Raw genomic sequence first — 25,037 nt, 5'->3', positions numbered from 1 at the left:
CGGAAAGCGCGATGCGAGGATTGAAAATGCTAGAGCGTCAGACTGATGTCATATGCCTCGGCTATCCCGCGCAATCGGGGATCCGTCTTCGGAGGGAGATTCATGGTGCATATTCATGTCATGGGCGCGTCCGGTTCCGGTACGACATCGCTCGGCCGTGCGCTTGCCGAAAGGCTCGATATCGCCCATCTCGACACCGACGATTTCTTCTGGATGCCGACCGATCCGCCGTTCACGACGCCGAGGAATGCCGACGAGCGTATCCGGCTGCTCCTTGATGAAACCGCACGGCATGACGGCTGGGTTCTCTCCGGATCGGCGCTGAAATGGGGCGGGCCAGTGGAGCCGCTTTACGAGCTGATCGTATTTCTCAGGATCGAGCCGGAACTGCGGATGGCGCGAATCCATGCGCGGGAGATTGCCCGGTATGGAAACAGGATCGGGCCCGGTGGCGACATGGAAGTTAAAAGCGGGGAATTCCTGCAGTGGGCGGCGAGTTACGACACAGCCGGTCCGGAACGCCGCAGTCTTGCGGCGCATGAGCAATGGCTGGAAACGCAGACAGCGCCGGTGTTGCGGCTCAATTCGTCACGAGATATCGACGATCTGGTTGCAGAGGCTCTGCTGCATCCGGCGATCGCCGCCGGTGCGGTCCGGCGGCGTCGGTGATTAGCTGGCGCGGGCGGCCTGCATCGGCCGCAGTACGTTCATCAGCGCGCCATAGGGCAGCAGCATGACGAGGCCGACGATCATCTTCACGGCGAAATCGCCGATCGCCCAGGAAATCCAGCGTGGAGCCTCCGTGGCGAAGACGCCCAGGACGGGAGCTGCTTCCAGCGCGAAAGGATCGTTCGGGCCGAGGAAGACGAAGAACGCGGCGAAGGACAGCGAGAAGAACATCACCGTATCGAGCGCCGAGCCGATCAGCGAGCCGACCAGCGGCGCGCGCCACCAGGCCTGGCGGCGAAGGCGGTTGAAGACGGCGATATCGAGCAACTGGCCGGCGAGATAGGCCGAGCCGGAGGCGATGGCGATGCGCGGAACCGAGGTGAAGAAGGAGAGCGTCACGCCAACGACGAAGCCGGCAAAGACGACCTTACGGGCCGCCTGCGGGCCGAACTGGCGGTTGGTCAGATCGGTGATCAGGAAGGCGATCGGATAGGAAAAGGCGCCCCAGGTCAGGATGTCGGCAAGGTTGATGCCGGCGACTTCGGCGTTCAGCGGAAACTGGACGAGGAAGTTGGAGGCGACGACGACGAGCGTCATCAGCGCGACATAGGCGATGGTATAGCGGGTCTTCAGCATTTTTTTATCCTGGGTGATGCCACCAGTTGGAGGAGTAAACCGACAAAGCAAAAGGCTTGTCCGGTATTATCCGTTCAAGCCTTTTGAAGCCGTATGAAAGAAAGGCAGAAGCTTACGCAGCAGCGGCTTCGGCGGTCTTCTTCACGATCTGACGGCGCAGCAGGCGCGCGCGCATCGAGAGTTCGTTTTCACCAGCCTTCAGCAGGAAGGCATCGAGGCCGCCACGATGCTCGACGGAGCGAAGGGCAGCAGCCGAAACGCGAAGACGATAACGCTGGTTGAGAGCGTCGGAAATCAGCGTGACCTGGCACAGGTTCGGCAGGAACCGGCGCTTGGTCTTGTTGTTGGCATGGCTGACATTGTTACCAGTCAGGACGGCCTTGCCGGTCAATTCGCACACGCGGGACATGGAACACCTATTCTTGTTTTTGTCGGGCCATCGAATTGACATTCCCGGCAAAACCAGGCGCGCAATCCAACAGGCATGATTGGAAAGTTGCGGTTCTATAGTCAGACAGGCTGCTTGCGTCAAGCCAAACCTTGGCCTTTCCCGCAATTCTGTCAAAAAGCTGCTGTTTTCTTCCCTTCACGGCAGGAGTATAGAGCGCTTAACAAGGCTGCCAGCGCGCGCCAAGACAAGGCTTGATTCATGGCTCATTCGGGCAGACGGATTTTCATTTCGGCCATCGCCGCGCTGCTTGCCATACCGGCATCGGCGGCCGAAATCCAACATCGGACGGAATACCGGGTGACGCTCGCCGGCTTGCCGATCGCGCGCGCGGCCTTCCTGACGCAGATCGAGGACGATCACAGCTACAAGATCGCCGGCAGTATCAATTCTGCCGGCCTTGCCGATCTCGTCACGACGATTTCGGCCAAGACCAGCGTGAGCGGTGTCGTGCGCAATGACAGATTGCAGGCGCAGAAATATTCGCTCTACTACAAGAGCGGCAAGAAGGCCCGCGTCTACGAGGTCAGTTACCGCGACGGCAACATCGTTTCGGCGACGACGACACCGGCGCCGAAGCGTCCGAAGAACTGGATCGACGTCACGCCGCGCGACATGCGATCGGTGCTCGATCCGATCTCCGGCCTGGTCTTCACCGGCGATACCAAGGTCTGCTCGCAGACGCTGCCGATCTTCGACGGCGAGACGCGCATGGATCTGGTGCTTTCGCCGAAGGGCGACGAGGATTTTTCGACCAACGGCTTCAAAGGCAAGGCGGTTGTCTGCGGCGTGCGCTTCGTGCCGCGCTCCGGCTACAAGAAGGGCCGCAAGGACATCGACTATCTCAGCAAGAGCAACCGCATGGAAATCTGGTTTGCCAAGTCGGACGCGGCAAATGTATACGCTCCCGTCTATGTGCGTATTCCAACCGAATATGGAATGGTGACGATCACTGCCGTCAAATACGGCAGCGACAGCTGACGGAGCTTCTGTCTCCGTGAAGGGGGACGGGTGAGGCTTCGCGCGACGTTGATCGGTTTTACGGCCATCCTGATGTGGTCGTTCCTGGCGTTGTTCACGGCCGCCTCCGGCAAGATGCCGCCGTTCCAGCTTGCGGCCATCTGCTTTGCGATCGGCAGCATCCCCGGCCTCGTGGTGCTTGTCCTCAACCCCGCGCGGCTGGCGCTGCTGAAGCAGCCGGCCAAGGTCTGGATAACGGGTATTGCAGGGCTGTTCGGTTATCATTTCCTCTATTTCACCGCGCTCCGCAACGCACCGGCGGTGGAGGCGGGGCTGGTCGCCTATCTCTGGCCGCTGTTGATCGTCGTCGGTTCGGCGCTGCTGCCGGGCGAACGGATGCGCTGGTATCATCTGGCGGGTGCGCTTGCCGGGCTTTGCGGCACCTTCCTGATCGTCGGCCGCAATGGCATCGATTTCGACGGCGCCTATGCCGTCGGCTACGGGGCCGCCTTTCTGTGCGCCTTCACATGGTCCGGCTATTCGCTGCTGACGCGGCGTTTCGATGCCGTCTCCACGGATGTCGTCACCGGCTTTTGCCTTGCGACATCCATCCTGTCGTTCTTCTGCCATCTCGGCCTGGAGACGACCGTCTGGCCGGCCACGGGTTTCGAATGGGTTGCCGTCGCCGGGCTCGGGCTTTTTCCGGTCGGTGCTGCCTTCTATGCATGGGATCACGGCGTCAAGAACGGCGACATTCAGATCCTCGGCGCGGCAAGTTATGCCGCGCCTCTGCTTTCGACGCTGATCCTGCTGCTGTTCGGATTTGCCGAGCCGAGCTGGCGCATTGCTCTTGCCTGCCTGCTCGTTACCGGCGGGGCGGTGCTGGCCGCCCAGGACATGTTCCGCCGCAAGGTTCCGGCGCAGTCTGCGGCAGAGTAGGCCTTAAAACAGGATTCAGATTTTACGCCCGGTTGGCCTAAATTCTGAATCCTGTTCTAAATTATATAGTTAGAGCATGATGTCGTCCGAAAGCCGCTCACACTTTTCGGCATCATGCTCTAGCGCCGGGCTTCCAATCGGGTGGCGCCATCTCGAAGCTCGAAAATTCGAAGCCGGGCGAGACGGTGCAGCCGACCAGGGTGAAATCGCCGAGGGTTTCGGCCGATTGCCAGCAATTGGCGGGAACGATCGCCTGCGGCCGCTCGCCGGCGGACAGGTTCGTTCCGAGCGTCAGGGTCTCGCTTGCGGTTCCGTCTTCCGAACGATGCAGGAAGAGCGGCGCGCCGGCGTAATAATGCCAGACCTCAACCGCGTCATGGACGCGATGCCAGCGCGAGCGCTGGCCCCCGGTCAGCAGGTAATAGATCGCCGTCGAGTGGCCGCGTTCTCCGCCCGCCGTATCGCGAAACGTCTGCACATACCAGCCACCCTCGGGATGCGGCTGCATGCCGAGTTCGCGGATGATGTCCTGAGGCGACATCAGAAATTGTCCTTGCGCTTGCGGATCTCGGCAAAGACCTCCTCGTTGGTCTTGCCTTCCATGATCAGATTGCGGCGGATCGCCGGATCGGCGGCGCGCAGGAACGGGTTGGTCTCCTTTTCCAGTCCCAGCGTCGTCGGAATGGTGAATTTGCCGTCGGCACGAAGGGCCTCGACCTCGGCGGCGCGGCTCTTCAGGCGCTCGTTGTCCGGATCGACCGTCAGCGCGAAGCGGGCATTGGACAAGGTGTATTCATGGCCGAAATAGACGGCGGTCTCATCGGGCAGCACGGCGAGCTTCTGCAGGGAATGCCACATGTCGGCGGCCGGGCGTTCGAACAGCCGGCCGCAGCCGAGCGCAAACAATGTGTCGGCGGCAAAGAGCAGCTTGTCGTCGACGAAGTGATAGCAGATATGGCCGGCGGTGTGGCCTGGAGTCTCGATGACCTTGACCGTGTGATCGCCGAAAAGGAAGCTGTCGCCATCGGCCATCGTCCGGTCGAGGCCGGGAATGGCGACGGCCTCGTTGATCGGGCCGATGATCTCGCAGCCAAACTGCTCCTTCAGCGCCAGGTTGGCACTAACATGGTCGGTGTGGTGGTGGGTGGTGAAGATATGGCTGATTTTCCAGCCGCGGCGAGTCGCCGCTTCCAGGATCGGCGCCTCCTCCGGCGCATCGATCGCCGCGGTCAAGCCTGTCTCCGGATCGTGCACGAGAACGCCGAAATTGTCGGTGCGGCAGAGAAAAACGTCTAATTCCAAAGGTTTCATCGTTCAATAATCCCTTGTCTCAGGAGTCTCGCGGGAATGTAGAGGTTCCGGCCTTGAAGTCCAACCGCCCGCTGATAACATTTGTCGCAATGCACGCCGATATCGTCGACCTACGCCAGTTCTATCATTCCGAGCTCGGACGTCTTGCCGAGCAGTCGATCGCCATGGCGCTATCCTCGCTCTGGGTGCGGCTGCCGCAGGAGCGTCTGGTCGGTCTCGGCTATGCCGTGCCCTTCCTCGACCGTTTCCAGGCCGATACCGAGCGCACCTTCGCCTTCATGCCGGCCGGGCAGGGCGCGGTGAACTGGCCGATGGGCTCGCTCTCGTCGACGACGCTTGTCTTTGACGAGGAGTTGCCGCTGCCGGATTCCTCGATCGACCGGGTGCTGATGGTGCATTCGCTGGAATTCGCCGAAAGTCCGCGCGAGACGCTGAAGGAGCTCTGGCGGGTGCTGGCGCCGGGCGGACGGCTTGTTATCGTCGTGCCGAACCGGCGCGGCGTCTGGGCGCGCATGGAGCATACACCCTTCGGTTCGGGCCGGCCCTATTCGCGCGGCCAGCTGACGCATCTGCTGCGCGAGACGAATTTCACGCCGGGCGCGACGGCTGAAGCGCTGTTCTTCCCACCTTCGAAGCTCAGGACCATTCTGCGCCTTCGCCGTGCCTTCGAGCGGATCGGCCGAACGCTGTGGCCGGCCTTCTCGGGCGTCATCATCGTCGAGGCGCAGAAGCGGCTTTATCAGGGGCTGCCGGTTGCAGCGCGGGCTTCCCGCCGCGTCTTCGTGCCGGTTCTCGCACCGCATGGCGTGCCGACCACACGCAACCGCTGACGCCGCTCTCAGCCTTCTCAGGCTGCTTGCGTCACGCCCATACCTCTCGACAACAATCGCATTCCGCTTTAATGCCACTTGGTGTTTTTCAGCCCGGATTTCCGGCAATTCCAAGGTCGACCCATGAGCGTTGAGATGAGCAAGCCCGTTCCGCGTCCCGGTATTCTCGATATCGCAGCCTATGTGCCGGGTAAGGAACATGCGCCGGGCGTTGCCCGCGTCTACAAGCTTTCGTCCAACGAAACGCCGCTCGGCGCCAGCCCGAAGGCAATCGAGGCGTTCAAGGCGGCTGCCGACACTCTGGCGCGTTATCCCGACGGGCAGGCGGTCGAGCTGCGCGAGGCGATCGCCGCCGTGCATGGTCTCAATCCGGCAAACATCCTTTGCGGCAACGGTTCGGACGAATTGCTCGGCCTGCTCTGCCATGTCTATCTCGGCGCCGGCGACGAGGGCATCATCACCGAGCACGGGTTCCTCGTCTACAAGATCCAGATCCTGGGCGCGGGTGCCGTGCCTGTCGTCGTCAGGGAAAAGGACTGTACCGTCGATGTCGATGTGATCCTTGCCGCGGTGACGGAGAAGACGAAGATCGTCTTCATCGCCAATCCCGGCAATCCCACAGGCACCTATGTTCCCGTCAGCGAGATCCGCCGCCTGCAGGCCGGGCTGCCGAAACATGTCGTCCTCGTGCTCGATGCTGCCTATGCCGAATATGTGCGCCGCAACGATTATGAAGCCGGCATCGAGGTCGTGTCCTCCAATGCCAACGTGGTGATGACCCGCACCTTCTCGAAGGCCTATGGTCTTGCGGCGCTGCGTGTCGGCTGGATGTATGCGCCCGCCGAGATCGTCGACGCGCTGAACCGCGTGCGCGGGCCGTTCAATTTGAACGCGCCGGCAATCGCCGCCGGCGCCGCGGCCATCCGCGACCAAGCCTTCGTCCAGCAGGCCGTCTCCTTCAATCAGATGTGGGTGGAGACGCTCACCCGGGCGCTCGAAGCGATCGGGCTGAAGGTGACGCCGTCGGTCGCCAATTTCGTCCTCATCCATTTCCCCGAGATCGACGGCAAGCGCGCCGCCGATGCCGACGAGTTCCTGACGAGCCGCGGCTACATCCTGCGTGCCGTCCGCGGCTATGGCTTCGCCAATGCGTTGCGCATGAGCATCGGTCCCGAAGAGGCCAACCGCGGCGTCATTGCCGCGCTCAGCGAATTTATGGGACATCAGTCATGAGCGTGCAGTTCGATCGGATCGCGCTGATCGGCATCGGCCTGATCGGCTCTTCGCTTGCCTACGATATCAGACGGCTCGGCCTTGCAAGGGAGATCGTCGTCGCCACCCGCAGCGCCGATACGCTGAAGCGTGCGGAAGAACTCGGCCTTGGCGACCGCTACACGACGTCGTCGCAGGATGCCGTCAAGGATGCCGATCTGGTGATCGTCTCGGTGCCGGTCGGCGCTTCGGAAAGCGTGGCGAAGGAGATTGCGGGAAGCCTGAAGCCCGGGGCTGTCGTCACCGATGTCGGCTCCACCAAGGCCTCGGTCATCGCACAGATGCTGCCGCATATGCCTGATAATGTGCATTTCATCCCCGGCCATCCGCTGGCCGGTACCGAAAAATCCGGCCCGGATGCCGGCTTTCCCGGCCTCTTCGAAGGCCGCTGGTGCATCTTCACGCCGGTCGCCGGTACCGACGAGGTGGCGCTGAAGCGGCTGCGCAGCTTCTGGGAAGCGCTGGGCTCGAAGGTCGATGAGATGGATGCCGAGCATCACGACAAGGTGCTCGCCATCGTTTCGCACCTGCCGCATATCATCGCCTATAATATCGTCGGCACTGCCGACGATCTGGAGACGGTGACGGAGTCCGAGGTCATCAAATATTCCGCCTCGGGTTTTCGTGATTTCACCCGCCTTGCCGCCTCCGATCCGACCATGTGGCGCGACGTCTGCCTGCACAATCGCGATGCGATCCTCGAAATGCTGGCGCGTTTCTCGGAGGATCTCGCCTATTTGCAGCGCGCCATCCGCTGGGGCGAGGGCGACAAGATTTTCGAACTCTTCACCCGCACGCGCGCCATCCGCCGCTCGATCGTCCAGGCCGGCCAGGATGTCGACGCGCCTGATTTCGGCCGCCCCCACGCGCTTGATAAGAAGTAGCCCCGCGATGGTGGAAGTGGCGAACGCGAGCCACGCGGATACCGATTGGCTGGTTCGCGAAGATGCCAGTTCCGGTGAAGCATGGGTATCGCGCTGCGTGACGCTCGGCGAATACCTCGTTGCCAAGGAGGGCAGCGAGATCGTCGGCTTTCTGCGCTTCTCCCGCTTCTGGGGCAGGGTTCCCTATATGGAAATGATCCGCGTCCTGCCCGGCCATCGCCGGTCGGGCGTCGGCACCGCGCTGTTTCTCGCCTGGGAAGAGGCGATGCGTGGCGAAGGCGCCCGTCTGCTGATGACGTCGAGCGAATGCGATGAAAGCAGGCCCCCAGGACTGGCATCGCCGCAACGGATTTACTGAAACCGGTGCGATCGAGCTGCCAGGCCTGCAATCGGTGCCGGAGGTCTTCTTCATCAAGCCGATAGCCTGAAAGGCGAGATAGGTCAGATCGGCGGAATCCGGCCGAGCGGGATGAAGCCGCTGACGGTGGCGTTGCCACGATCGACGACGAGATCGACCGAGACCTTGTCGCTGCCGGCGGCAAGCGCCTTCAAGAGCTTCGTCGCCGTGTTGACGGTCGAGGCGAGGTCGGGAAAGGCCTGCTTCAGGCTGTCGCTCCAGGGACCGAGCTGTTCGATCTCCAGCTTGAATTTTCCCGAAAGGAAGCCCTGCTCGTCGAAGGAGAAGGGGCCGGTGAGCGTCATCACCTTGCCGTCGCCGATGTCGGCGACGATGCGGCGCAGTTCACCGGTGGCGCCATTGAGGCCATTCGGGTCGCTGCCGTCGATCAGTCCGGCCTTGCCGGCGACGGTCAGGTCAATGCTGGCCGACAGTTTCGGGAAGATCTGCGGCCAATCCTTGATCGCCGTGTTCGCATCCTGCACGGAGATCGCGCCGTCGAGATCGGCGCCGTTCTGACGCAGATGGATTTCGGTGCGGGCCGCATCGAAGCTGATGGTCTGGCCGGTGAAAGAGGAGACCGCCATCGCCTTCAGCCCCTCGATGACGGTCGAGCTGCGGTCGATGCCCCTGAGCCTGGTCGCAAGGCTCGATTGCAGGTTCGTCCATTGGGCCGAGATCGAAAGGCCGTTGCCGGTGCGGATCTCGGCCGGCGAATCGAGCTCCCACACGATATTGCCGGGCGCATAGACTTGGGCTGCCGAGCGCAGCGCGCCGAAGGTGGCGGAGACACCGTTGACGTTGTCGTCGACGTCGATCCTGGAGCAGAACAGGCCGATGCGGAAGGGATAGCCGCGGAATTCGATATCGGAGCATTCGCCGCTGACGCCAGCCTCTCCGCCCGGCGCGATCGCCTTCAACACCGTGGTCTTCAGCGCCGACGCTGCATAGAACCAGCCGCCGGTATAAAGCGCGATCGCCAGGAGGACGCCTCCACCCAGCAACCAGAATTTCTTGCCGCTGCCGGATTGGCTGCTGCCGGATCGGCTTGACGCTGCCATGATGTTCTCCAATGGTGAATCGCGAATGTGATTCCCGGTCTTGGCGTGCGATATGGACGAATTTTGGGTATTTGGCTACGGTTCACTGATGTGGAATCCGGGCTTCGAGTTCATGGAGCGGGCAGAGGCTCTGGTCTATGGCTACAGGCGTTCACTCTGTGTCCGTTCCTTTGTCCATCGCGGCACACGCGACAATCCTGGCCTGGTTCTCGGCCTCGACAGGGGTGGCGCCTGCCGCGGCATGGCTTTCCGCATTTCCGCGGAAAAATGGGATGAGGTGATCGATTATCTCCGCGCCCGCGAGCTGGTCACCAATGTCTACCTGGAGCGCCGGGTGCGGCTGCAGCTTGCCGGCCGGCGCCGGGTGGAAGCGGTCGCCTACATCATCGACCGCGACCATGAGCAATATGCCGGCGCCCTCGATGCGCGTGCCGCGGCACGGGTGGTGAACGAAGCAAAAGGCCAGTCCGGTCCGAATGATGCCTATGTCTTCAACACGCTGACGCATCTGAAGCAGATGGGCATTCGCGACCATTGGCTGGAGCAGGTCGTCCACGAGGTGGAACGGCTGCGCGCCGCCTGATCTTAATCTAGACGGTCGCGGCGTTCAGTTTGCGCAGCTCCGCCAGCCTTTCGATCGCCGTCGGCGGCAGCGGCAGATGCGGATTTCGTTCGACGGTTTCGAGCAGAAGCTCATCGCTTGCCCGCTCCGATACCTCGATCAGCTGGGCGAAAAAGGCGTCCGGATCCATTCCCGGCATGATCGGCGGCAGGATCCTCACCTTGAAATGGCCGGGATAACGACGAATGCTACGCCGCGGCCAGAAGAGACCGGGATGCATGGCGACCGGAACGACCGGGATGCCGAGATCGCGGTACATGCGGGCGATGCCGTATTTGTAGACCGGTTCGGCGCCTGGCGGGCGGCGAGTGCCCTCGGGATAGATGATCAGCTGCCGGCCGGTGGAAAGCTCGTCCTTGGTGCGTTTCAGCACTTCCACCATCACCTTGCCGCGGGCGCCGCGGTCGACCGGGATCATGCGCTGTTTCTTCGCATACCAGCCGAAGAGCGGAATCCACATCAGTTCGCGCTTCAGGATATAGACCGGGTCCTTCAGCCAGGGCAGCAGCGCGTAGGTATCCCAGAAGGACTGGTGCTTCGGCGCCAGGATGTAACTGTCACCCGGCAGGTTCTCCAGCCCCTCGATCTCGAAGGTCGTACCGACGATCACCCGCATCAGCCAGTGGTTGGAGCGGGCCCAGTTCTTCGGGATCGCATAGGCGATCTTGCGCGGCACCACGAAATAATATGGCGAGAGCACGATCATCCGGATGATGAGGTTGGCGTAGAAGATCGTATTGAAGAGAACGGAACGCAGGGCGATCATGAAACTTTCCCGAGGCATGCTCACGCGACCGGCCTACACGATATTGTCTGTCATAAAAAGCGTTTGATGACGCCCTCATGCAAAAGGCTCGTGCATGTCGCCCAAAACTGCGCAGCGGTTTTGGGACAACGACTTGCATAAAACAAGGCTTAAAGCGCGTCGCGCGAATTCGGCTCGACGCGCGGCGCGTCTATTGCGGGCCGGACGCATTTGCCGAGCGCAGCCCGGTGTGACGGCCGAAGCCGGTGATGTTGCGGGCGCCGGTCAGCAGCACTTTCACATATTCGGCAAGCATGACGCGCATCGCATTCGGGTCGGTGAACCAGTTGCGGCTCTTCAAATCCGAATTGACCACGGGATAAGCGATGAAGTCGATGTCGGGATCGACATAGGAGAGCTCCGCGAGGCTTCGCGGCATGTGGTAGTTGTTGGTGACGATCAAAACGCTCCGGTATCCCTTGGCATGGATCCAGTTCGAAGCTTCCTCGGCATTGCCGATCGTGTCGATCGCATCATAGCCGATATCGACGCAGCAGGAGAAGAGATCGGCCGAGCCCTGGGTCATCCTGCGGATCTGCGCCGGCGTCGTCGTCGGGTGAACGCCGGAAATGAGCAAGCGCTTGCCGGCACCCTTCTGCAGCAGTTCCACGGCCTGGTCGATACGCTGGTAGCCACCGGTCAGGACGACGATCGCATCCGCCTTCGGCTCGGCCGGCGGCTTCAGCGTCGTCACGGAATCGGCAAAACGCAGGAAACCGCCGAACACCAGGGCCATTGCCAGCACGCAGGCAAAGCCGCCCCAGCGCAGCAGGCGGCGGATCGGCCCGCGCCGCGGCGGCACACCCGCCGGGCGGTCAAGCTCCGGGTCCTGCTGAGTCGGGTTGGGTGTCGTATGTCCCATGGTCATGAATCGTGATTATACGCTGATTGCGGCGCAGAACAGACGCTTTCGTGGTAAAACGGCATGGTCACGATCAACTTGCGATGCCGTCGGTGCGTGTCGGGTCCGAGCGCAGTGTATCGATTTCGTAGATCGTCCGCATGACGGTCAGGCGAGCGGTGAAGGTGGTCAGGAGCGCGATGACGATCATCGTCGCGAAGATGCCGGCATAACCAAGCACACCGACCGAGAAGGTGCCGAAGAGCGCGGTCGCCTGGTCGGTTTCGGGGGTGGCGAGGGTGCGGCTCTGCCAGAACCCGGCGCTGGCAAAGAACAGCGCGGCAAGCGCGCTGCCGATTGCCGAGCCCTTGAGGCTGATCTTCAGGAAATGCTTCTGGAATTCAGTGGCGACGAAGGAGCTTTCGGCGCCGACGAAATGCAGCACTTCGACGACGTGACGGTTACCCGACAGCGCGCCACGCGTGGCGAAGACGACGGTGAGCACCATCGCCGTGAAGACCAGGAGCAGGATACCGGTGCCGATCATGACAGTTGTGTGGGCCATGGACACCAGCCGGTCGACCCAGGTGCGGTGGTCGTCGAGGGTGGCCTGCGGGATACTGTCCTTCAGCAGCGACCGCATCGAATCGAAATCCGGTGGATTGCTCTCGTCGATGGTGATGATGACGAGGCGAGGGACGGGCAGATCCTTGAGATCGAGGCCGGGGCCGAGCCAGGGCTCGAGCAGGCGGGCGGTCGCCGCCTCGTCGACGATCTGGCCGCTCTTGGTGCCGACGAAAGTCAGCGCCAGGTCGCGCGCCTGGGTCAGCGCCTTTTCCATGTCGAGATTGTCGTCCGGCTTGATCTGGATGGTGATCTCGCGGGAGATCTGGCTCTCCCAGCTTGCCGCCGTCGAGCGCACCATGCTGACGCCGCCGAGCGTCAGGCAGGCGAGAAAGGCCATGATCGATATCACCACCATCAACGCGCTGCCCTGGATGTTGGATGGCGGCAGGATCGGCGCGGTCGGGCGCACGCGCATTTCCGGTCGCTTCTGCTCCGCCTTACCAGGCGCCTTGTCTCGGTTTCCGGATGGGGGCTCAGTCATAGATATCGAGATGCCCCCCCGAGAGGATCATGCGGCGGGCCTCCACCTGCTCCATCAGCGCCAGGTCATGGGTGGCTATAACGACCGCGGTGCCGAGGCGGTTCAGCTCGAGGAAAAGATTGAGCAGGCGCTTGGCCATGGGCGGGTCGACATTGCCGGTGGGTTCGTCGGCAAGCAGCACCTCCGGCCGGTCCATCAGCGCCCGGGCGATGGCGGCGCGCTGCTTCTCGCCGCCGGAGAGCACGGGCGGCAGCACGTTGATGCGTTCGCCAAGACCGACCCATTTCAACAGTTCCAGGACGTCGGTCTTGTAGGAGCTCTCATCCTTGCCGCGCACCCGTAAGGGCAAAGCGACATTCTCATAGGTGGTGAGATGATCGAGGAGGCGGAAATCCTGGAAGACGATGCCGACGCGACGGCGCAACAACGGCAGCTCGGGCCGGGGGATTTCGGAAATGTCGCGCCCGAACATGCGGATCAGGCCGCGTGTCGGCTGCAGCGACATGAAGAGCAGCCGCAGCAGCGAGGTCTTGCCGGCGCCCGATGGCCCCGTCAGAAACTGGAAGGATTTCTTCGGAATGTCGAAGGTCAGGTCCCGGAGGATTTCCGGGCCCATGCCATAGCGCAAACCGACATTCTCGAAGTGGATCAACGGGCAGCTCAGTCTGTTGTGGGTTTCACCGCGTGACTTGTTAACCAACACCGTTAACAGCCGGTAAATTTTGCCGGAAAGACGCCCGTTTGATGGCAATCTTTGCGAAGCATTAACCATTAAAATTTACGACTGAGCGGGATTCGTTTCAATGCCAAGATTTCCCCTGGCATCGAAACCATGTGGACATCTGCGAGGCAGCCACCATGGAAGCATCCTCCTTCAGCCGCCGGACACCGAGCCAGGCCTATGATTTCCTGCCGCCCGAACCCGCCAGCCGCCAGTACCGCTCGGCGCGTGCTGCCGATATCTCCGACGCCGAATTCGTCACCCTCGGCAAAGTGCGGCCTCGGGAATACACTGCCAGGACCCCTAACGACAACCGCAAACGCATGGCTGCGGCACAGGCCGCACAGCCGCCGCTCCTGCCGGCGATGGCCGCTTCCATTCTGCAGACAGTGGAATCCTGGCTGCAGCGCGCGTCGATGCGCAGCTTCGCAGCACTGGTGCTGGGGCTCATCGTGCTCGTCTTCGGGCTCGCGGGCGGTTTTTCCGGCCTTTCCGGCGAGCGAGCCTATTCCGGCGTGCCGCTGCATTTCAGCCATGTCACGGTGACGCCGCGTGATGCGAACGGCATGCGGGTGCTCGTCATCAACGGCATCATCGAAAACGACAGCGGCACGACGCAGACGGTGCAGCCGATCCGTGCCGACCTCGTGACCGACGAGCGGCTGACCGCAAGCGTTGTCATCAACCCGCCGGCCGATGTCATCTATAGCGGCCAAAGCCGGGGCTTCTCGGCGCGCGTCCAGCATGCCGGCGGAAAGATGCCGGAGGTCCGGCTGTCCTTCCTGCCATAGAGCGCGCCGGGCATGGAATGGCCGGTTTTCTTGCCACGGGTCGCGCCAATCCCGTTAATTTCATGGCTGGCGAGGCTGTTTCAGGCTCGCATATGTGCTAACGGCTTACCCTTCTTTTCATGGAGCAAGCCCTTATGCCTGTCGTGCGCGGAAAAAACATCGAGCCGCTTTTCACCGCCGAGCAGATCGCCGAGCGCAATCATTCGATGGCGCGCGAGATCGCCGACGGCCCGACCAAGGACCTGCTGGTCATCGCCGTGCTCAAGGGGTCCTTCATCTTTGCCGCCGACCTGATCCGCGCCCTGCATGACACCGGGCTTGCCCCGGAGGTCGAGTTCATCACGCTGTCGAGCTACGGCATCGGTACGGTTTCGCAGGGCGTGCGCATCGTCAAGGATATCGACAGCGACGTGCATGGCCGCGATGTCCTGCTGATCGACGATATCCTCGAATCCGGCCGGACGTTGCTCTTTGCCAAGGAATTGCTCTTCGAGCGCGGGGCGCGCAACGTCACCATCGCCGTGCTGCTCGACAAGCGCGTGAAGCGCAAGGAAAAGCTGGAGGCCGATTATGTCGGCTTCGAATGCCCTGACTATTTTGTCGTCGGCTATGGCATGGATGTCGCCTATGCCTTTCGCGAACTGCCCTTCGTCGGCGTGGTCACCGGGGACGCCTGAGCGACAGCTAGAGCCTTTCCGAGTTAGATTGCAGCATTCGGTTGGCTCAAGCGGAGTCGGATGGCCGGTCGATCAGCCGGCCCGCCTCAGCCAACCCGAAGGGCCGGGCATCTTTGCGCCAGGATCAGAGGCGATCGGCTCGGACGTACCTTGGGGTATGCCCGTCGCCAATCGCCTCTGCCCTGACAAAAACCTGCACCGGCAGAATGCTGCAATCTAACCCGGAAAGGCTCTAAATGTTGCAGCGCTTTTGCGCGCCCCGTGGTGCTATCTTACTGTTCGAGACGGGTTGTTAACCATCTCGTCCATCGCTTCGTCATCTTTACCGATCGAAAAGGAAAGTCTGGTGATTTCCGTCGCGGGGCTGACACGGAGCGATGCACATATGGCAAGAATTCTGATCACGGAAGACGAGGATTCCCTGCGGTCTTTTGTAGCCCGGGCCCTGCGGCTTGATGGCCACGAGACCGATGAGGCGGCCGACGGGGCCGAGGGCCTGGAAAAGCTCAAGGATGGGGTCTACGATCTGCTGCTTTCAGATATCCGCATGCCTGTGATGGACGGTATTGAACTCGCCCATCAGGCGAAAGACGCTTTTCCCAGCCTGAAGATCCTGCTGATGACCGGTTATGCCGAACAGCGCGAACGGGCCGACGATCTTGCCGAAAAGATCATCGATGTCGTCGCCAAACCGTTCGCGCTTCCCGATATCCGCAAGGCGGTCGCCCGGGCGCTCGTCGCGTAGAGGACGATGCTGGAAGGCGTGAGCGGTTTTCGAACGGTATCCCGCTCTATTTGTTGATAGATCCGGATTCAGATTTTAGGCCGTCCGGCCTAAAATCATCCTATCCAAGATCCGGTGGCGTGAGGCCTACTGGATATCCAGCAATCGTTCGAGATACCGCCGCTCCATTTCCTGCGGCGGATTGTTGCCGAGCTTTTCGCGGATCGCGTCGAGGATTTCTCGCGCCCGCTGAACGTCGATTTCGTCGGGCACCTTCACGCTGTTATCGCCGAAATCCGGTCCCTGGGTCCGCCGCGGCCGGCCGAGCGGGTCGCGGCCATTCTGGTCGCCCTGGCCCACCTGGCCGTTCGGACCTTGACCCTGCTGGCCCTGCTGCGCCTGCATCATCTGGTTCATCATGTCGCGGGCGCCCTGGCGAAGCGCTTCCAGCGCGCGGCCCTGGCCCTCGATGGCCGGCTGGCCGCGGCCCTGGCCGAGTTCACGGCCGGCACCTTCCATTTCGCGCTGCGCCTGGCCGAAGCCGGGGCCGGGCTTCATGCCCATCTCGCCGAGTCTTTTCTGCAATTCGCCGAGCTGCCTGCCCAGTGCATCCTGGTGGGCGCGCAGCTGCTTCAGCGCCTCGCGTAGCTGTTCGGCCGTCATCTGGTCGGAGGGCTGCTGGCCTTCCTTACCTTGCTGGCCCTGCTGCTGATCCTGCGGCTCGCCGTTCTCTCCGGGGTTCATCTCGTCGAGCAGCGGATCGCTCTCGCCCATGTCAGGCTCGCCGCGCTGCATGCGGTCCCTGAGCTGCTGGTCGAGCCGGAAGGTCTGTTCCATCAGCTTCTGCTGGTCGCGCAGGATCTCGCCGAGCTTGTCGATCTGCTTGCGGGCTTCGCTGTTTTCCTGGCTCTGCTGGCCGCGCTGCGGCCGGCCCGCCTGCAGGTTGTTCATCATCCGCTGCAATTCCGACAGCATCTGCTGGGCCGCGTCACGATTGCCGGAGCGGGCGAGATTCTCGATCTGATCCATCATCCGTTCCAGATCCTGCTGGCGCAGGATGTTCTGCGCATTCTGGTTCGGCTGCATCGGCGCGTTCTGCATGCGTTGGGCGAGCTCACTCATATAGTCCTGCATCGCCTTGCGCAGCTCGTCCATCAGCTTCTTGATCTCGGCATCCGGGGCGTTGCGGTCCAACGCGTCGGCGAGGTTCTGCTGGGCTTCGCGCAGCTTGCGCTCGGCAAGCGAAAGATCGCCGTCCTCCATGCCCAGCGCAATCTCCCAGAGATATTGGGCGGTATCTTTCAGCGCATCCTCGCCCTTTGCGAGCTTCATGCGCGTCAAGGCGGATTCGAGCAGCAGGTAGTTGGTAAGCTTGGGGATGGTCTCCTCGGGACGGATGGTCAGCGCCTCGTTCAGCGCGATCGCCTGCGGCATCTTGCGGGTGTCGAGGGCGAAAACCTGCCGTTCTTCGGCGACGGCGGCGGCGAGCGGCTCGTTAAAGCGCCGCGACGGCATTATCATCTCATGCGGCGGGCTGCGGCCGGTCTGGCCGGCGGCATCCTTGGCGACGAGCGTGATGCGCACGCGTTTGCCGGCAAGCGGATGTTCGCTCAGGTTCCGGCTGGTCACGCCCTTGGCGTCGCGGGCGTTGCGGCGGGGGATATCCAGCCGGTATTCCGGCAGCGGATAGAGCGGCGTCGCCGTCGGATCGGTGTCGACGGGAACGATTTCCGCATGCGCTTCCTGGACGCCGTAATCGTCCTTGACGGTGAAACCGATTTCAAGCGCGCCATTGACGCTGGGCTTCGGCAAGCCGTCGAAGGCGATTTCCGGGGCCTTGTCGGGAAGCACGTCGAAGCTCCAGCGGCGGCCGTTGACTTCGAGTGCGCCATTCTCCTCGAGCTTCATCACATGCGTCTGCGCGACGAGTGCCTGGCTGGCTGGGGCCTGGCTGGCGGGTGCGGCATTCGGCTGCTCGCCGCCTGCTGCCGCCGCTTGCTGAGGCTTGCTATCCGCCTGCACTGATATATCCCGCGCCTCGCCATTGGCCTTGCGGAACACCACTTTTTCGGCCGTCTTTCCGCCGCTGACGCGGACGGTGAGGCCTGAAAACTGCGGAATGCCGATCGGCGCCTGCTCGCTGCCATCGGCCGTCAGATAGATCGGCGCACGGCCGGTATAAGACGGCGGCGTCACCCAGGCGTCGATGCGCACCGCCGGATCGCTGACCACCTGCTCGGGTGCCGCCTGCAATGCGTCGCTGATCGAGCCGCCGTTGATCGACAGCGAATAACCGAAGGCAGTGACCAGCAGCAGCGCCGGGATGGCGCGCAGGGCGAAACGGTCATGCGCGGCGATATCAGGTCGCGGCAGGCCGGCATCGAGCGCTGCGATCTTTTCGGCCATGCGCGTCTGGTGCTCGCGCCAGAGCGCCCGGGCGAAGGGCGTATCGAAGGCGGGCTCGTCTTCCTGGACGGTGACCGGCTGGTGCGGCAGGCCGTTGCGTTCCTCCAGCAGGCGATCGGCTTCGGCGACCTTCGGCCAGCGCAGGGTGCGGAAGGGGATGAGCGAGGCGAGAAAGGCGGCGGCAAAGGCGATCAGCAGCAGGATGCGCAGCCAGTCCGGCACGCTGCGGAAAACGCCGAACCAGGAGGCGCAGAGATAAAAGGCAACGACCGCCAGGACCGGCATCAAAGGCGGCAGCAACTGCTCGAAAAACAGCACCACGCGCGCCAGCAGACGTTTGGTCGTCACCAGCCGGGCAAGCGAAGGACGGAGCGCAAACGCACCTTTCTTCTGCCTTGAGGGGCTTGTCATCGGTCCGGTCTCCGCGATCTGGCGTTCTGAAACAGAGGGCGCTTCCGGCGATTGCGGGGCAATACGCTCATGAACGAAAGGATAACACTCTTTGTGGCGAAGGCGAGGGCGAGCGGCCGGTAATACCGGCTTTTCACGTTTATTCGCCAAAAAGTGATGGCTGCTTAAAGCGCGTCGCGATCTTTCAGATCGCTCCTGGCGCTTTAAGTCTTTGTTTCACGCATGTCGTGATCGCAAACCGCTGCGCACTTTTGCGCGACATGCTTTAGAGCGCCGTGCGTCCTTTCGGACGCACAAAGGACGCTCTAGCATTTTGAATCTACGCTTCGTGCTTTCCGAGAATCGATTCCGATTTTCGGGCCGACGCGTTAATCCAGCCAGGCCGGGACGGAGTCGAGGCCGATCAGCTCGGCGTAGGTTCTGCGCGGGCGAATCGTATGGAAATCGCTGCCCTTGACCAGAACTTCGGGCACCAGCAGGCGGCTGTTATAGGTGCCGGCCTGGACTGCGCCATAGGCGCCGGCAGTGCTGACGGCCATCAGGTCGCCGGGCTTCGGCATCGCCATTTCGCGGTCGAGCGCCAGATAGTCGCCGGTCTCGCAGACCGGACCGACGACGTCGGCGCGAATGCGCGGAGCGTTGGCCGCCGAAATCGTCACCGGGCGGATCTCGTGATAGGCTTCGTAGAGCGTCGGGCGGATGAGATCGTTCATGGCGCCGTCGACGATGACGAAGGTCTTCTCGCCGCCATCCTTCACATAGAGGACTTCGGTCACCAGGATACCGGCATTGCCGACGATCAGCCGGCCGGGTTCGGTGATGATCTTGCAGTCCAGGCCGCGTAGCTGGTTCTTGACGATTGCCGCATAGGCATCCGGCAGCGGCGGCGGATTGTTGTCGTCCTTATACGGGATGCCGAGACCGCCGCCGATATCGACGTGGTGGATCGTGTGGCCGTCGGCGCGCAGCGTCGCGACAAGGTCGTGCAGCAGCTTGAAGGCGTCGTCGAAGGGCTGGAGCTCGGTGATCTGGCTGCCGATATGCATGTCGATGCCGGTGACCTCGATGCCCGGCAGCCTGGCGGCATGGGCATAGATGGCGCGGGCGCGCTCCCAGGAGATGCCGAACTTGTTTTCCTTCTTGCCGGTCGAGATCTTGGAATGCGTCTTCGCATCGACATCCGGGTTGATGCGGAAGGAAACCGGCGCTTTCTTGCCTGCGCTGACGGCGCGCTGGTTGAGGATTTCGAGCTCAGGCTCGGATTCGACGTTGAAGCAGTAGATGCCGGCCTCAAGCGCGAAATCCATCTCGGACGGAGTCTTGCCGACCCCTGAGAACATGATGCGGTTTGCCGGAATGTCGGCGGCAAGCGCGCGGCGCAGCTCGCCCTCGGAGACGACGTCGATGCCGGCGCCGAGACGGCCCAGCGTCTTCAGCACCGCCTGGTTCGAATTCGCCTTCATCGCATAACAGACCATGGAGTCCATGTCGGCGAAGGCTTCCGAAAAGACGCGGTAATGGCGCTCGAGCGTCGCGGTGGAATAGATGTAAAACGGCGTGCCGACCGCCTTGGCGATCTCGGGAACGGAGACATTCTCGGCATGAAGGACGCCGTCACGGTATTCGAAATGGTTCACGAGCTTATGCCTTAAAGAAGGGGGTCGAGAAGGAAGGGCTTATCAACGGTTCCCGGCTTTTTCGTCGGCTTGGAAACGTCGCCTTCCTTGGTTGCCGCAGCGCTCGGCGGATCGAGGTCGCCCTTGCGCCCGCATCCGGCAACGGCAAGGCCGATGACGGCGAGAACCACCGTCAGGCGGACGAGGTGCGGCAAGCTCTTCTGCATGGATATCCTCTTCTGCGGCATGTGCTGGCGTCATTCATCTCGAATGATGGACATCTTCATAGCGAAGTTTATCCGCCTTGTGCACCCTGATTGTTGGAGGTCTTTCCGCGCCTGAAGGAAGGGCGTGGCGGCTTTTCGGCCCGCCCTTTGCTCTTCAGTTGCGGGCGCGCCAGAAGGCGATCTGCCTGCGCACTTCAGACGGCGCAGTGCCGCCGAAGCTCTTGCGGCTGGCGACCGAGGCCTCGACGGTCAGCACGTCATAGACCTTGTCGGTGATCGCGGAATGGATCGCCTGCAGATCGGCGAGCGGCAGTTCGGCAAGATCGCAGCCCTTGCTTTCGGCAAGCGCCACGGCGCGGCCGGTGACATGATGGGCGTCGCGGAAGGGCAGGCCCGCTTCTCGCACCAGCCAGTCGGCAAGATCGGTCGCCGTCGAATAGCCGGAGCCGGCCGCTGCCTTCATGCGCGCAGTGTTGACGGTCAGGTCGCGCACCATGCCGGTCATGGCCGCGATTGCCAGTTCCAGGCTCTCGGCTGCGTCGAAGACCTGTTCCTTGTCTTCCTGCATGTCCTTGGAATAGGCGAGCGGCAGGCCCTTCATGATCGTCAGCAGCGCCACCAGCGAGCCGTTGATGCGGCCGGTCTTGGCGCGCACCAGTTCGGCTGCATCGGGGTTCTTTTTCTGCGGCATGATCGACGAGCCGGTCGAAAACGCGTCGGAGAGACGGACAAAACCGAATTGCGGGGTCGACCAGATGACGATCTCCTCCGCCAGACGCGACAGGTGCATGCCTGTTATCGCTGCGATCGACAGGAATTCGATGGCGAAATCGCGGTCGGAGACCGTATCGATGGAGTTGCGGGTCGGCTCGCGGAAACCGAGCGCCCGGGCCGTCATGTGGCGGTCGATCGGATAGCCGGTGCCGGCAAGGGCGGCAGCACCGATCGGGCTTTCGTCCAGATGCTCGATGGCGTGGCGCACGCGGGAGCGATCGCGGCCGAACATTTCGACATAGGCCATGCAGTGATGGCCGAAGGTAACGGGCTGGGCGGTCTGCAAGTGGGTGAAGCCGGGCATGACGCTTTCGGCATGCTCTTCGGCGCGGTCGAGGAAGGCGGCGATCAGGCCGGTCAACATCTTCTCGGTCTTCTCAAGCTCTTCCTTCACCCAGAGACGGAAGTCGAGCGCCACCTGATCGTTGCGCGAGCGGGCGGTGTGCAGCCGGCCGGCCGCCGGTCCGATCAGCGTCGCCAGGCGTGCCTCGACATTCATATGGATGTCTTCGAGCTGGCGCGAGAATTCGAAATTGCCGCTTTCGATTTCTGACAGGATCGTGTTTAGCCCGTGAACGATCTTGTCCTTATCGTCTGATGAAATAATCCCCTGATGGGCGAGCATCGTCGCGTGGGCGATCGAACCGCGGATATCCTGCGCGAATAGCTTCTTGTCGAAACCGATCGAGGCATTTATCTCCTCCATGATCGCGTCCGGGCCGGAGGCGAAGCGACCGCCCCACATCTGGTTGGAGGATTTGGTGTCCGTGGTGTCGTCGGCCATGAGGTGTCCGCCTTGAGGATGCATGTCCAGGAGAATGAAATGACGACAAGAAAACCCCTCGGGCCGCCATCCCTGAAATGGATCGCGATGGCCGCCGTTGCGGGTGTCGTTGCCGGTGCGGCAGCGGTATACGTGAAGGAGACGGGGATTGGCAATGGCGGTGGTGAAACCGCTTCTGCGGAATGCAAGTCTGCCAGGGAACGCGCAGCCAGCCTCACACCGCTGATGAAGGGGCAGGTGGCCGCCATGGTTGCCGCCACCGAGCCGCGCAAGCTGACGGCGGTTTCCTTCAACGGGCCGGATGGCAAGCCGCTGACGCTCGATCATTTCGCCGGCAAGACCGTGCTTCTCAATCTCTGGGCCACCTGGTGCGTGCCCTGCCGCGAGGAAATGCCGGCGCTGAACGCACTCGAAAAGGAGATGGGCAGCGACAAATTCCAAGTCGTGCCGGTCAATATCGACACCGGCGACGATGAGAAGCCGAAGACCTTCCTGACTGAAACCGGCGTCGATGCGCTGCAGCTCTACCGCGACAATACGATCGGCGTCTTCAACAGCCTGAAGAAGGAAGGGCTTGCCTTCGGCCTTCCGGTGACGCTGCTGCTCAACGACAAGGGCTGCCTGATCTCCGCCATGAACGGCCCGGCCGCGTGGGATAGCGAAGACGCGAAGGCGCTAATCAAGGGTGCGATCGGGTCGTAACGACGTTGATCAGGAGTCCCCATCTCCTCTCATGAGAAAGACGCCGGCGATTCCGATAAGGACGCAGCATTGCAGCAGGAACATGGGTGTTTCGGTCGACATGGCGTTTCCTCCCGTTCCCGGCAAGGAAAGCATTTAGCGGGCGCTCGGTCTATTCGCCCTTTCTGGTGATGGCCGCTTAACGCGTCGGGACCGGCACTTCGCCGCGATAGTCATAGAAGCCGCGGCCGGATTTGCGTCCGAGCCAGCCGGCCTCGACATATTTCACCAGCAACGGGCAGGGACGATATTTCGAGTCCGCCAGACCGTCATGCAGCACCTGCATGATCGACAGGCAGGTGTCGAGACCGATGAAATCGGCAAGCTGCAGCGGCCCCATCGGATGGTTGGCGCCGAGCTTCATCGCCGTATCGATGGCGTCGACCGTACCGACGCCTTCATAGAGCGTGTAGATCGCCTCGTTGATCATCGGCAGCAGGATGCGGTTGACGATGAAGGCCGGAAAATCCTCGGCAACGGTGATGGTCTTTTCCAGCGTGCCGACGAATTCCTTGGCGGCGGAGAAGGTCTTTTCATCGGTTGCGATGCCGCGCACCAGTTCGACCAGCTTCATCACCGGCACCGGGTTCATGAAATGTATGCCCATGAAGCGTTCGGGCCGGTCGGTGGCGGCGGCAAGCCGGGTGATGGAAAGGGAAGAGGTGTTGGTGGCAAGCAGCGCTTCCGGCTTCAGGACCGGACAGACCTGCGCATAGATCTTGCGCTTGACGGTTTCATCCTCGGTGGCGGCTTCGATGACGAGATCGGACGGGGCGAGATCATTGACGTCGGACGAGCCGGATATCAACGACAAGGTCGACTTGCGTTCCTCTTCGGTCATCTTGCCGTTGGTCACCAGGCGGGCGAGGTTGCCGTTAATGGTGGCGAGGCCGGATTCGATGCGGTCCTGGGAGAGGTCGTAGATGTGAACCCTGTAACCTGCGGCGGCCGAAACATGCGCGATGCCACAACCCATCTGGCCGGCACCGATGATACCAATATTCTTCAACACCGCATTCATCTCCAAACCCCCGCACGGCATCCGCCCCCGCGCTGCCGCATTTTTCTAGCAATACTGCCGGACGAAGGATCGCCCGGCAGCAGTAGTAGACCGATAAAAGATAATTTTCCAGTCATTCGCACGTGCGAAAGAAAAGCATTTGACGCGCTCAGAGCGCCTTTTGCAATTCCGGTAGGACGTCGAAGAGATCGGCGACCAGTCCGTAGTCGGCAACCTGGAAGATCGGCGCCTCCTCGTCCTTGTTGATGGCGACGATCACCTTACTATCCTTCATCCCGGCCAGATGCTGGATGGCGCCTGATATGCCGCAGGCGATATAGAGCTGCGGCGCCACCACCTTGCCGGTCTGGCCGACCTGCCAGTCGTTCGGCGCATAACCGGCATCGACGGCCGCACGGCTTGCCCCGACGGCAGCCCCGAGCTTGTCGGCGAGCGGCAGGATGACTTCCCGGAACTTCTCGGCAGAGCCGAGCGCCCGGCCGCCGGAGATGATGATCTTCGCCGAGGTCAGTTCCGGACGGTCGGAGGCCGACAGCGCATCGGCGACGAAGCGCGACAGAGCGGGATCGGAAACCGCTGCAACCGTCTCGATCGGCGCGGAGCCGCCTTCGGCTGCAGAGGCGAAGGAGGCGGTGCGCACGGTGATGACCTTCGTGGCATCGGTTGCCTGCACCGTCTGGATGGCATTGCCGGCATAGATCGGCCGTTTGAAGGTATCGGCAGAGATCACCTCGATGATCTCGGAGACCTGGGCGACATCGAGCAGGGCAGCGACGCGCGGCAGCACATTCTTGCCGACCGACGTCGCAGCCGAGAGGATCGTGTCGTAGCTACCGGCCAGCGAGACGATCAGGTCGGCCAGCGGTTCGGCCAGATTGTTGGCCAGCGCATCGCTTTCGGCCAGCAGCACCTTGGAGACGCCGGCAAGCTTGGCAGCCGCATCGGCAGCGGGCTTGGCGCCCTTGCCGGCGACCAGCACATGCACGTCGCCGCCGATCTTGGTTGCGGCCGTCAACGCCTTGGCGGTCTGGTCGGAAAGGCTTGCATTGTCGTGGTCAGCCAGAAGAAGAATGGTCATGATAAGGGCTCCCTGGTTCTGGCTTAAAGCACGCCGGCTTCGTTCTTGAGCTTGTCGACCAGCTCGGCGACCGACTTGACCTTGACGCCGGCCTTGCGGCCTGACGGCTCCTCGGTCTTCAACACCTTGAGGCGCGGTGTGGTGGAGACGCCAAAGTCGGCAGGAGACTTCTTGTCGAGCGGCTTCTTCTTCGCCTTCATGATATTCGGCAGCGAGGCATAACGCGGTTCGTTCAGGCGCAGGTCCGAGGTGACCACTGCCGGCAGCTTGATCTCGATCGTCT

Annotated in this window: 26 protein-coding genes and 2 pseudogenes; 12 read left to right on the top strand and 16 right to left on the bottom strand. The window is 62.2% G+C overall.

What is annotated here, in order from left to right; translation table 11 throughout:
• Nucleotides 1-102: 102 nt before the first annotated feature.
• Nucleotides 103-669: an ATP-binding protein gene (locus EEQ99_RS33065; RefSeq protein ID WP_127431852.1), complete on the top strand. Its 567-nt coding sequence runs from the start codon at nucleotides 103-105 to the stop codon at nucleotides 667-669.
• On the opposite strand, the gene EEQ99_RS33060 is transcribed toward EEQ99_RS33065, so the two are convergent.
• Together EEQ99_RS33060 and rpmB are read right to left on the bottom strand one after the other, a co-directional pair.
• On the bottom strand, nucleotides 670-1,305 hold the full coding sequence (locus tag EEQ99_RS33060; RefSeq protein WP_017962311.1) for a VUT family protein: 636 nt from the start codon (nucleotides 1,303-1,305) through the stop codon (nucleotides 670-672). It lies immediately after the preceding gene.
• Between the two features lie 112 nt (nucleotides 1,306-1,417).
• Nucleotides 1,418-1,714, bottom strand: a complete 297-nt coding sequence (gene rpmB / locus EEQ99_RS33055) for a 50S ribosomal protein L28 (RefSeq protein WP_028756436.1) — start codon at nucleotides 1,712-1,714, stop codon at nucleotides 1,418-1,420.
• A gap of 240 nt (nucleotides 1,715-1,954) precedes the next feature.
• Here rpmB and EEQ99_RS33050 point away from each other — a divergent pair, with 240 nt between their 5' ends.
• Complete coding sequence (locus EEQ99_RS33050; RefSeq protein WP_028756435.1) at nucleotides 1,955-2,734, top strand: DUF3108 domain-containing protein; 780 nt, start codon at nucleotides 1,955-1,957, stop codon at nucleotides 2,732-2,734.
• A 30-nt stretch (nucleotides 2,735-2,764) separates the two neighbouring features.
• The gene (gene yddG, locus EEQ99_RS33045; RefSeq protein WP_047615891.1) at nucleotides 2,765-3,652 is read left to right on the top strand and encodes an aromatic amino acid exporter YddG; all 888 of its coding nucleotides are present in this window, start codon (nucleotides 2,765-2,767) and stop codon (nucleotides 3,650-3,652) included.
• Between the two features lie 112 nt (nucleotides 3,653-3,764).
• On the opposite strand, the gene EEQ99_RS33040 is transcribed toward yddG, so the two are convergent.
• Both EEQ99_RS33040 and gloB read right to left on the bottom strand, forming a co-directional pair.
• Entirely contained in the window at nucleotides 3,765-4,193 is a 429-nt protein-coding gene (locus tag EEQ99_RS33040; RefSeq protein ID WP_047615477.1) for a cupin domain-containing protein, read from the bottom strand.
• The gene (gene gloB / locus EEQ99_RS33035; protein ID WP_028756432.1) at nucleotides 4,193-4,963 is read right to left on the bottom strand and encodes a hydroxyacylglutathione hydrolase; all 771 of its coding nucleotides are present in this window, start codon (nucleotides 4,961-4,963) and stop codon (nucleotides 4,193-4,195) included. The genes EEQ99_RS33040 and gloB overlap by 1 nt, the downstream gene beginning before the upstream one ends.
• Nucleotides 4,964-5,016: 53 nt before the next feature.
• On the opposite strand from gloB, the gene EEQ99_RS33030 reads away from it, so the two are divergent.
• From EEQ99_RS33030 to EEQ99_RS33015, 4 genes and pseudogenes are all read left to right on the top strand, one after another.
• Nucleotides 5,017-5,793 (top strand): class I SAM-dependent methyltransferase, encoded by a 777-nt coding sequence (locus EEQ99_RS33030; RefSeq protein WP_028756431.1) that lies wholly within the window; start codon nucleotides 5,017-5,019, stop codon nucleotides 5,791-5,793.
• Nucleotides 5,794-5,928: 135 nt separating this feature from the next.
• On the top strand, nucleotides 5,929-7,026 hold the full coding sequence (gene hisC / locus EEQ99_RS33025) for a histidinol-phosphate transaminase (RefSeq protein ID WP_174824525.1): 1,098 nt from the start codon (nucleotides 5,929-5,931) through the stop codon (nucleotides 7,024-7,026).
• Nucleotides 7,023-7,949: a prephenate/arogenate dehydrogenase family protein gene (locus EEQ99_RS33020; protein WP_028756429.1), complete on the top strand. Its 927-nt coding sequence runs from the start codon at nucleotides 7,023-7,025 to the stop codon at nucleotides 7,947-7,949. The genes hisC and EEQ99_RS33020 overlap by 4 nt, the downstream gene beginning before the upstream one ends.
• 7 nt (nucleotides 7,950-7,956) lie before the next feature.
• Nucleotides 7,957-8,377, top strand: a pseudogene (locus EEQ99_RS33015) (GNAT family N-acetyltransferase).
• A gap of 13 nt (nucleotides 8,378-8,390) precedes the next feature.
• On the opposite strand, the gene EEQ99_RS33010 reads toward EEQ99_RS33015, so the two are convergent.
• Nucleotides 8,391-9,407, bottom strand: a complete 1,017-nt coding sequence (locus EEQ99_RS33010) for a DUF2125 domain-containing protein (protein WP_047615879.1) — start codon at nucleotides 9,405-9,407, stop codon at nucleotides 8,391-8,393.
• A gap of 52 nt (nucleotides 9,408-9,459) precedes the next feature.
• On the opposite strand from EEQ99_RS33010, the gene EEQ99_RS33005 reads away from it, so the two are divergent.
• Nucleotides 9,460-9,990, top strand: coding sequence for a gamma-glutamylcyclotransferase (locus EEQ99_RS33005; RefSeq protein WP_047615472.1), 531 nt, complete (start codon nucleotides 9,460-9,462; stop codon nucleotides 9,988-9,990).
• A 7-nt stretch (nucleotides 9,991-9,997) separates the two neighbouring features.
• Here EEQ99_RS33005 and EEQ99_RS33000 read toward each other — a convergent pair whose 3' ends face one another.
• The 4 genes from EEQ99_RS33000 to ftsE all read right to left on the bottom strand — a co-directional run bounded on the left by EEQ99_RS33000 (nucleotide 9,998) and on the right by ftsE (nucleotide 13,435).
• Nucleotides 9,998-10,795, bottom strand: coding sequence for a lysophospholipid acyltransferase family protein (locus EEQ99_RS33000; RefSeq protein WP_047615877.1), 798 nt, complete (start codon nucleotides 10,793-10,795; stop codon nucleotides 9,998-10,000).
• Nucleotides 10,796-10,985: 190 nt separating this feature from the next.
• A complete protein-coding gene (locus tag EEQ99_RS32995) occupies nucleotides 10,986-11,702 on the bottom strand; it encodes a YdcF family protein (protein WP_028756424.1) in 717 nt (238 codons plus the stop codon).
• Nucleotides 11,703-11,769: 67 nt separating this feature from the next.
• Nucleotides 11,770-12,783 carry a cell division protein FtsX gene (locus tag EEQ99_RS32990; RefSeq protein WP_028756423.1) on the bottom strand — a complete coding sequence of 338 codons (1,014 nt, stop codon included), beginning with the start codon at nucleotides 12,781-12,783 and terminating at the stop codon, nucleotides 11,770-11,772.
• A complete protein-coding gene (ftsE, locus tag EEQ99_RS32985; protein WP_003567051.1) occupies nucleotides 12,776-13,435 on the bottom strand; it encodes a cell division ATP-binding protein FtsE in 660 nt (219 codons plus the stop codon). Before ftsE ends, EEQ99_RS32990 begins: the two co-directional genes overlap by 8 nt.
• Nucleotides 13,436-13,641: 206 nt before the next feature.
• On the opposite strand from ftsE, the gene EEQ99_RS32980 reads away from it, so the two are divergent.
• From EEQ99_RS32980 to EEQ99_RS32970, 3 genes are all read left to right on the top strand, one after another.
• A complete protein-coding gene (locus tag EEQ99_RS32980) occupies nucleotides 13,642-14,295 on the top strand; it encodes a membrane protein (protein WP_047616119.1) in 654 nt (217 codons plus the stop codon).
• Nucleotides 14,296-14,429: 134 nt separating this feature from the next.
• Nucleotides 14,430-14,972: a hypoxanthine phosphoribosyltransferase gene (gene hpt / locus EEQ99_RS32975; protein ID WP_028756421.1), complete on the top strand. Its 543-nt coding sequence runs from the start codon at nucleotides 14,430-14,432 to the stop codon at nucleotides 14,970-14,972.
• Between the two features lie 385 nt (nucleotides 14,973-15,357).
• Complete coding sequence (locus EEQ99_RS32970; protein WP_018495840.1) at nucleotides 15,358-15,717, top strand: response regulator; 360 nt, start codon at nucleotides 15,358-15,360, stop codon at nucleotides 15,715-15,717.
• Nucleotides 15,718-15,843: 126 nt separating this feature from the next.
• Here the strand turns inward: EEQ99_RS32970 and EEQ99_RS32965 are convergent, their stop codons facing one another.
• The 4 genes from EEQ99_RS32965 to argH all read right to left on the bottom strand — a co-directional run bounded on the left by EEQ99_RS32965 (nucleotide 15,844) and on the right by argH (nucleotide 21,914).
• On the bottom strand, nucleotides 15,844-18,513 hold the full coding sequence (locus EEQ99_RS32965) for a TIGR02302 family protein (protein WP_063476295.1): 2,670 nt from the start codon (nucleotides 18,511-18,513) through the stop codon (nucleotides 15,844-15,846).
• A 368-nt stretch (nucleotides 18,514-18,881) separates the two neighbouring features.
• Entirely contained in the window at nucleotides 18,882-20,150 is a 1,269-nt protein-coding gene (gene lysA, locus EEQ99_RS32960) for a diaminopimelate decarboxylase (protein WP_028756419.1), read from the bottom strand.
• 11 nt (nucleotides 20,151-20,161) lie between these two features.
• Entirely contained in the window at nucleotides 20,162-20,356 is a 195-nt protein-coding gene (gene lptM / locus EEQ99_RS32955) for an LPS translocon maturation chaperone LptM (protein ID WP_028756418.1), read from the bottom strand.
• A 154-nt stretch (nucleotides 20,357-20,510) separates the two neighbouring features.
• Nucleotides 20,511-21,914 carry an argininosuccinate lyase gene (argH, locus tag EEQ99_RS32950; RefSeq protein WP_028756417.1) on the bottom strand — a complete coding sequence of 468 codons (1,404 nt, stop codon included), beginning with the start codon at nucleotides 21,912-21,914 and terminating at the stop codon, nucleotides 20,511-20,513.
• Nucleotides 21,915-21,953: 39 nt separating this feature from the next.
• On the opposite strand from argH, the gene tlpA reads away from it, so the two are divergent.
• Nucleotides 21,954-22,616 carry a thiol:disulfide interchange protein TlpA gene (gene tlpA, locus EEQ99_RS32945; protein ID WP_047615868.1) on the top strand — a complete coding sequence of 221 codons (663 nt, stop codon included), beginning with the start codon at nucleotides 21,954-21,956 and terminating at the stop codon, nucleotides 22,614-22,616.
• A gap of 178 nt (nucleotides 22,617-22,794) precedes the next feature.
• Here the strand turns inward: tlpA and EEQ99_RS32940 are convergent, their stop codons facing one another.
• The 3 genes and pseudogenes from EEQ99_RS32940 to EEQ99_RS32930 all read right to left on the bottom strand — a co-directional run.
• Nucleotides 22,795-23,676 (bottom strand): 3-hydroxybutyryl-CoA dehydrogenase, encoded by an 882-nt coding sequence (locus EEQ99_RS32940; protein ID WP_028756415.1) that lies wholly within the window; start codon nucleotides 23,674-23,676, stop codon nucleotides 22,795-22,797.
• A gap of 148 nt (nucleotides 23,677-23,824) precedes the next feature.
• Nucleotides 23,825-24,754 (bottom strand): electron transfer flavoprotein subunit alpha/FixB family protein, encoded by a 930-nt coding sequence (locus EEQ99_RS32935; protein ID WP_127431850.1) that lies wholly within the window; start codon nucleotides 24,752-24,754, stop codon nucleotides 23,825-23,827.
• Between the two features lie 23 nt (nucleotides 24,755-24,777).
• Nucleotides 24,778-25,037: pseudogene (locus tag EEQ99_RS32930) on the bottom strand (electron transfer flavoprotein subunit beta/FixA family protein); the annotation flags it as partial.

This window comes from Rhizobium anhuiense (assembly GCF_003985145.1).
Classification (GTDB): Bacteria; Pseudomonadota; Alphaproteobacteria; order Rhizobiales; family Rhizobiaceae; genus Rhizobium; species Rhizobium anhuiense.
Note: the sequence above shows the minus strand (reverse complement) of the source record. Positions and strands in the feature narration are given on the sequence as shown.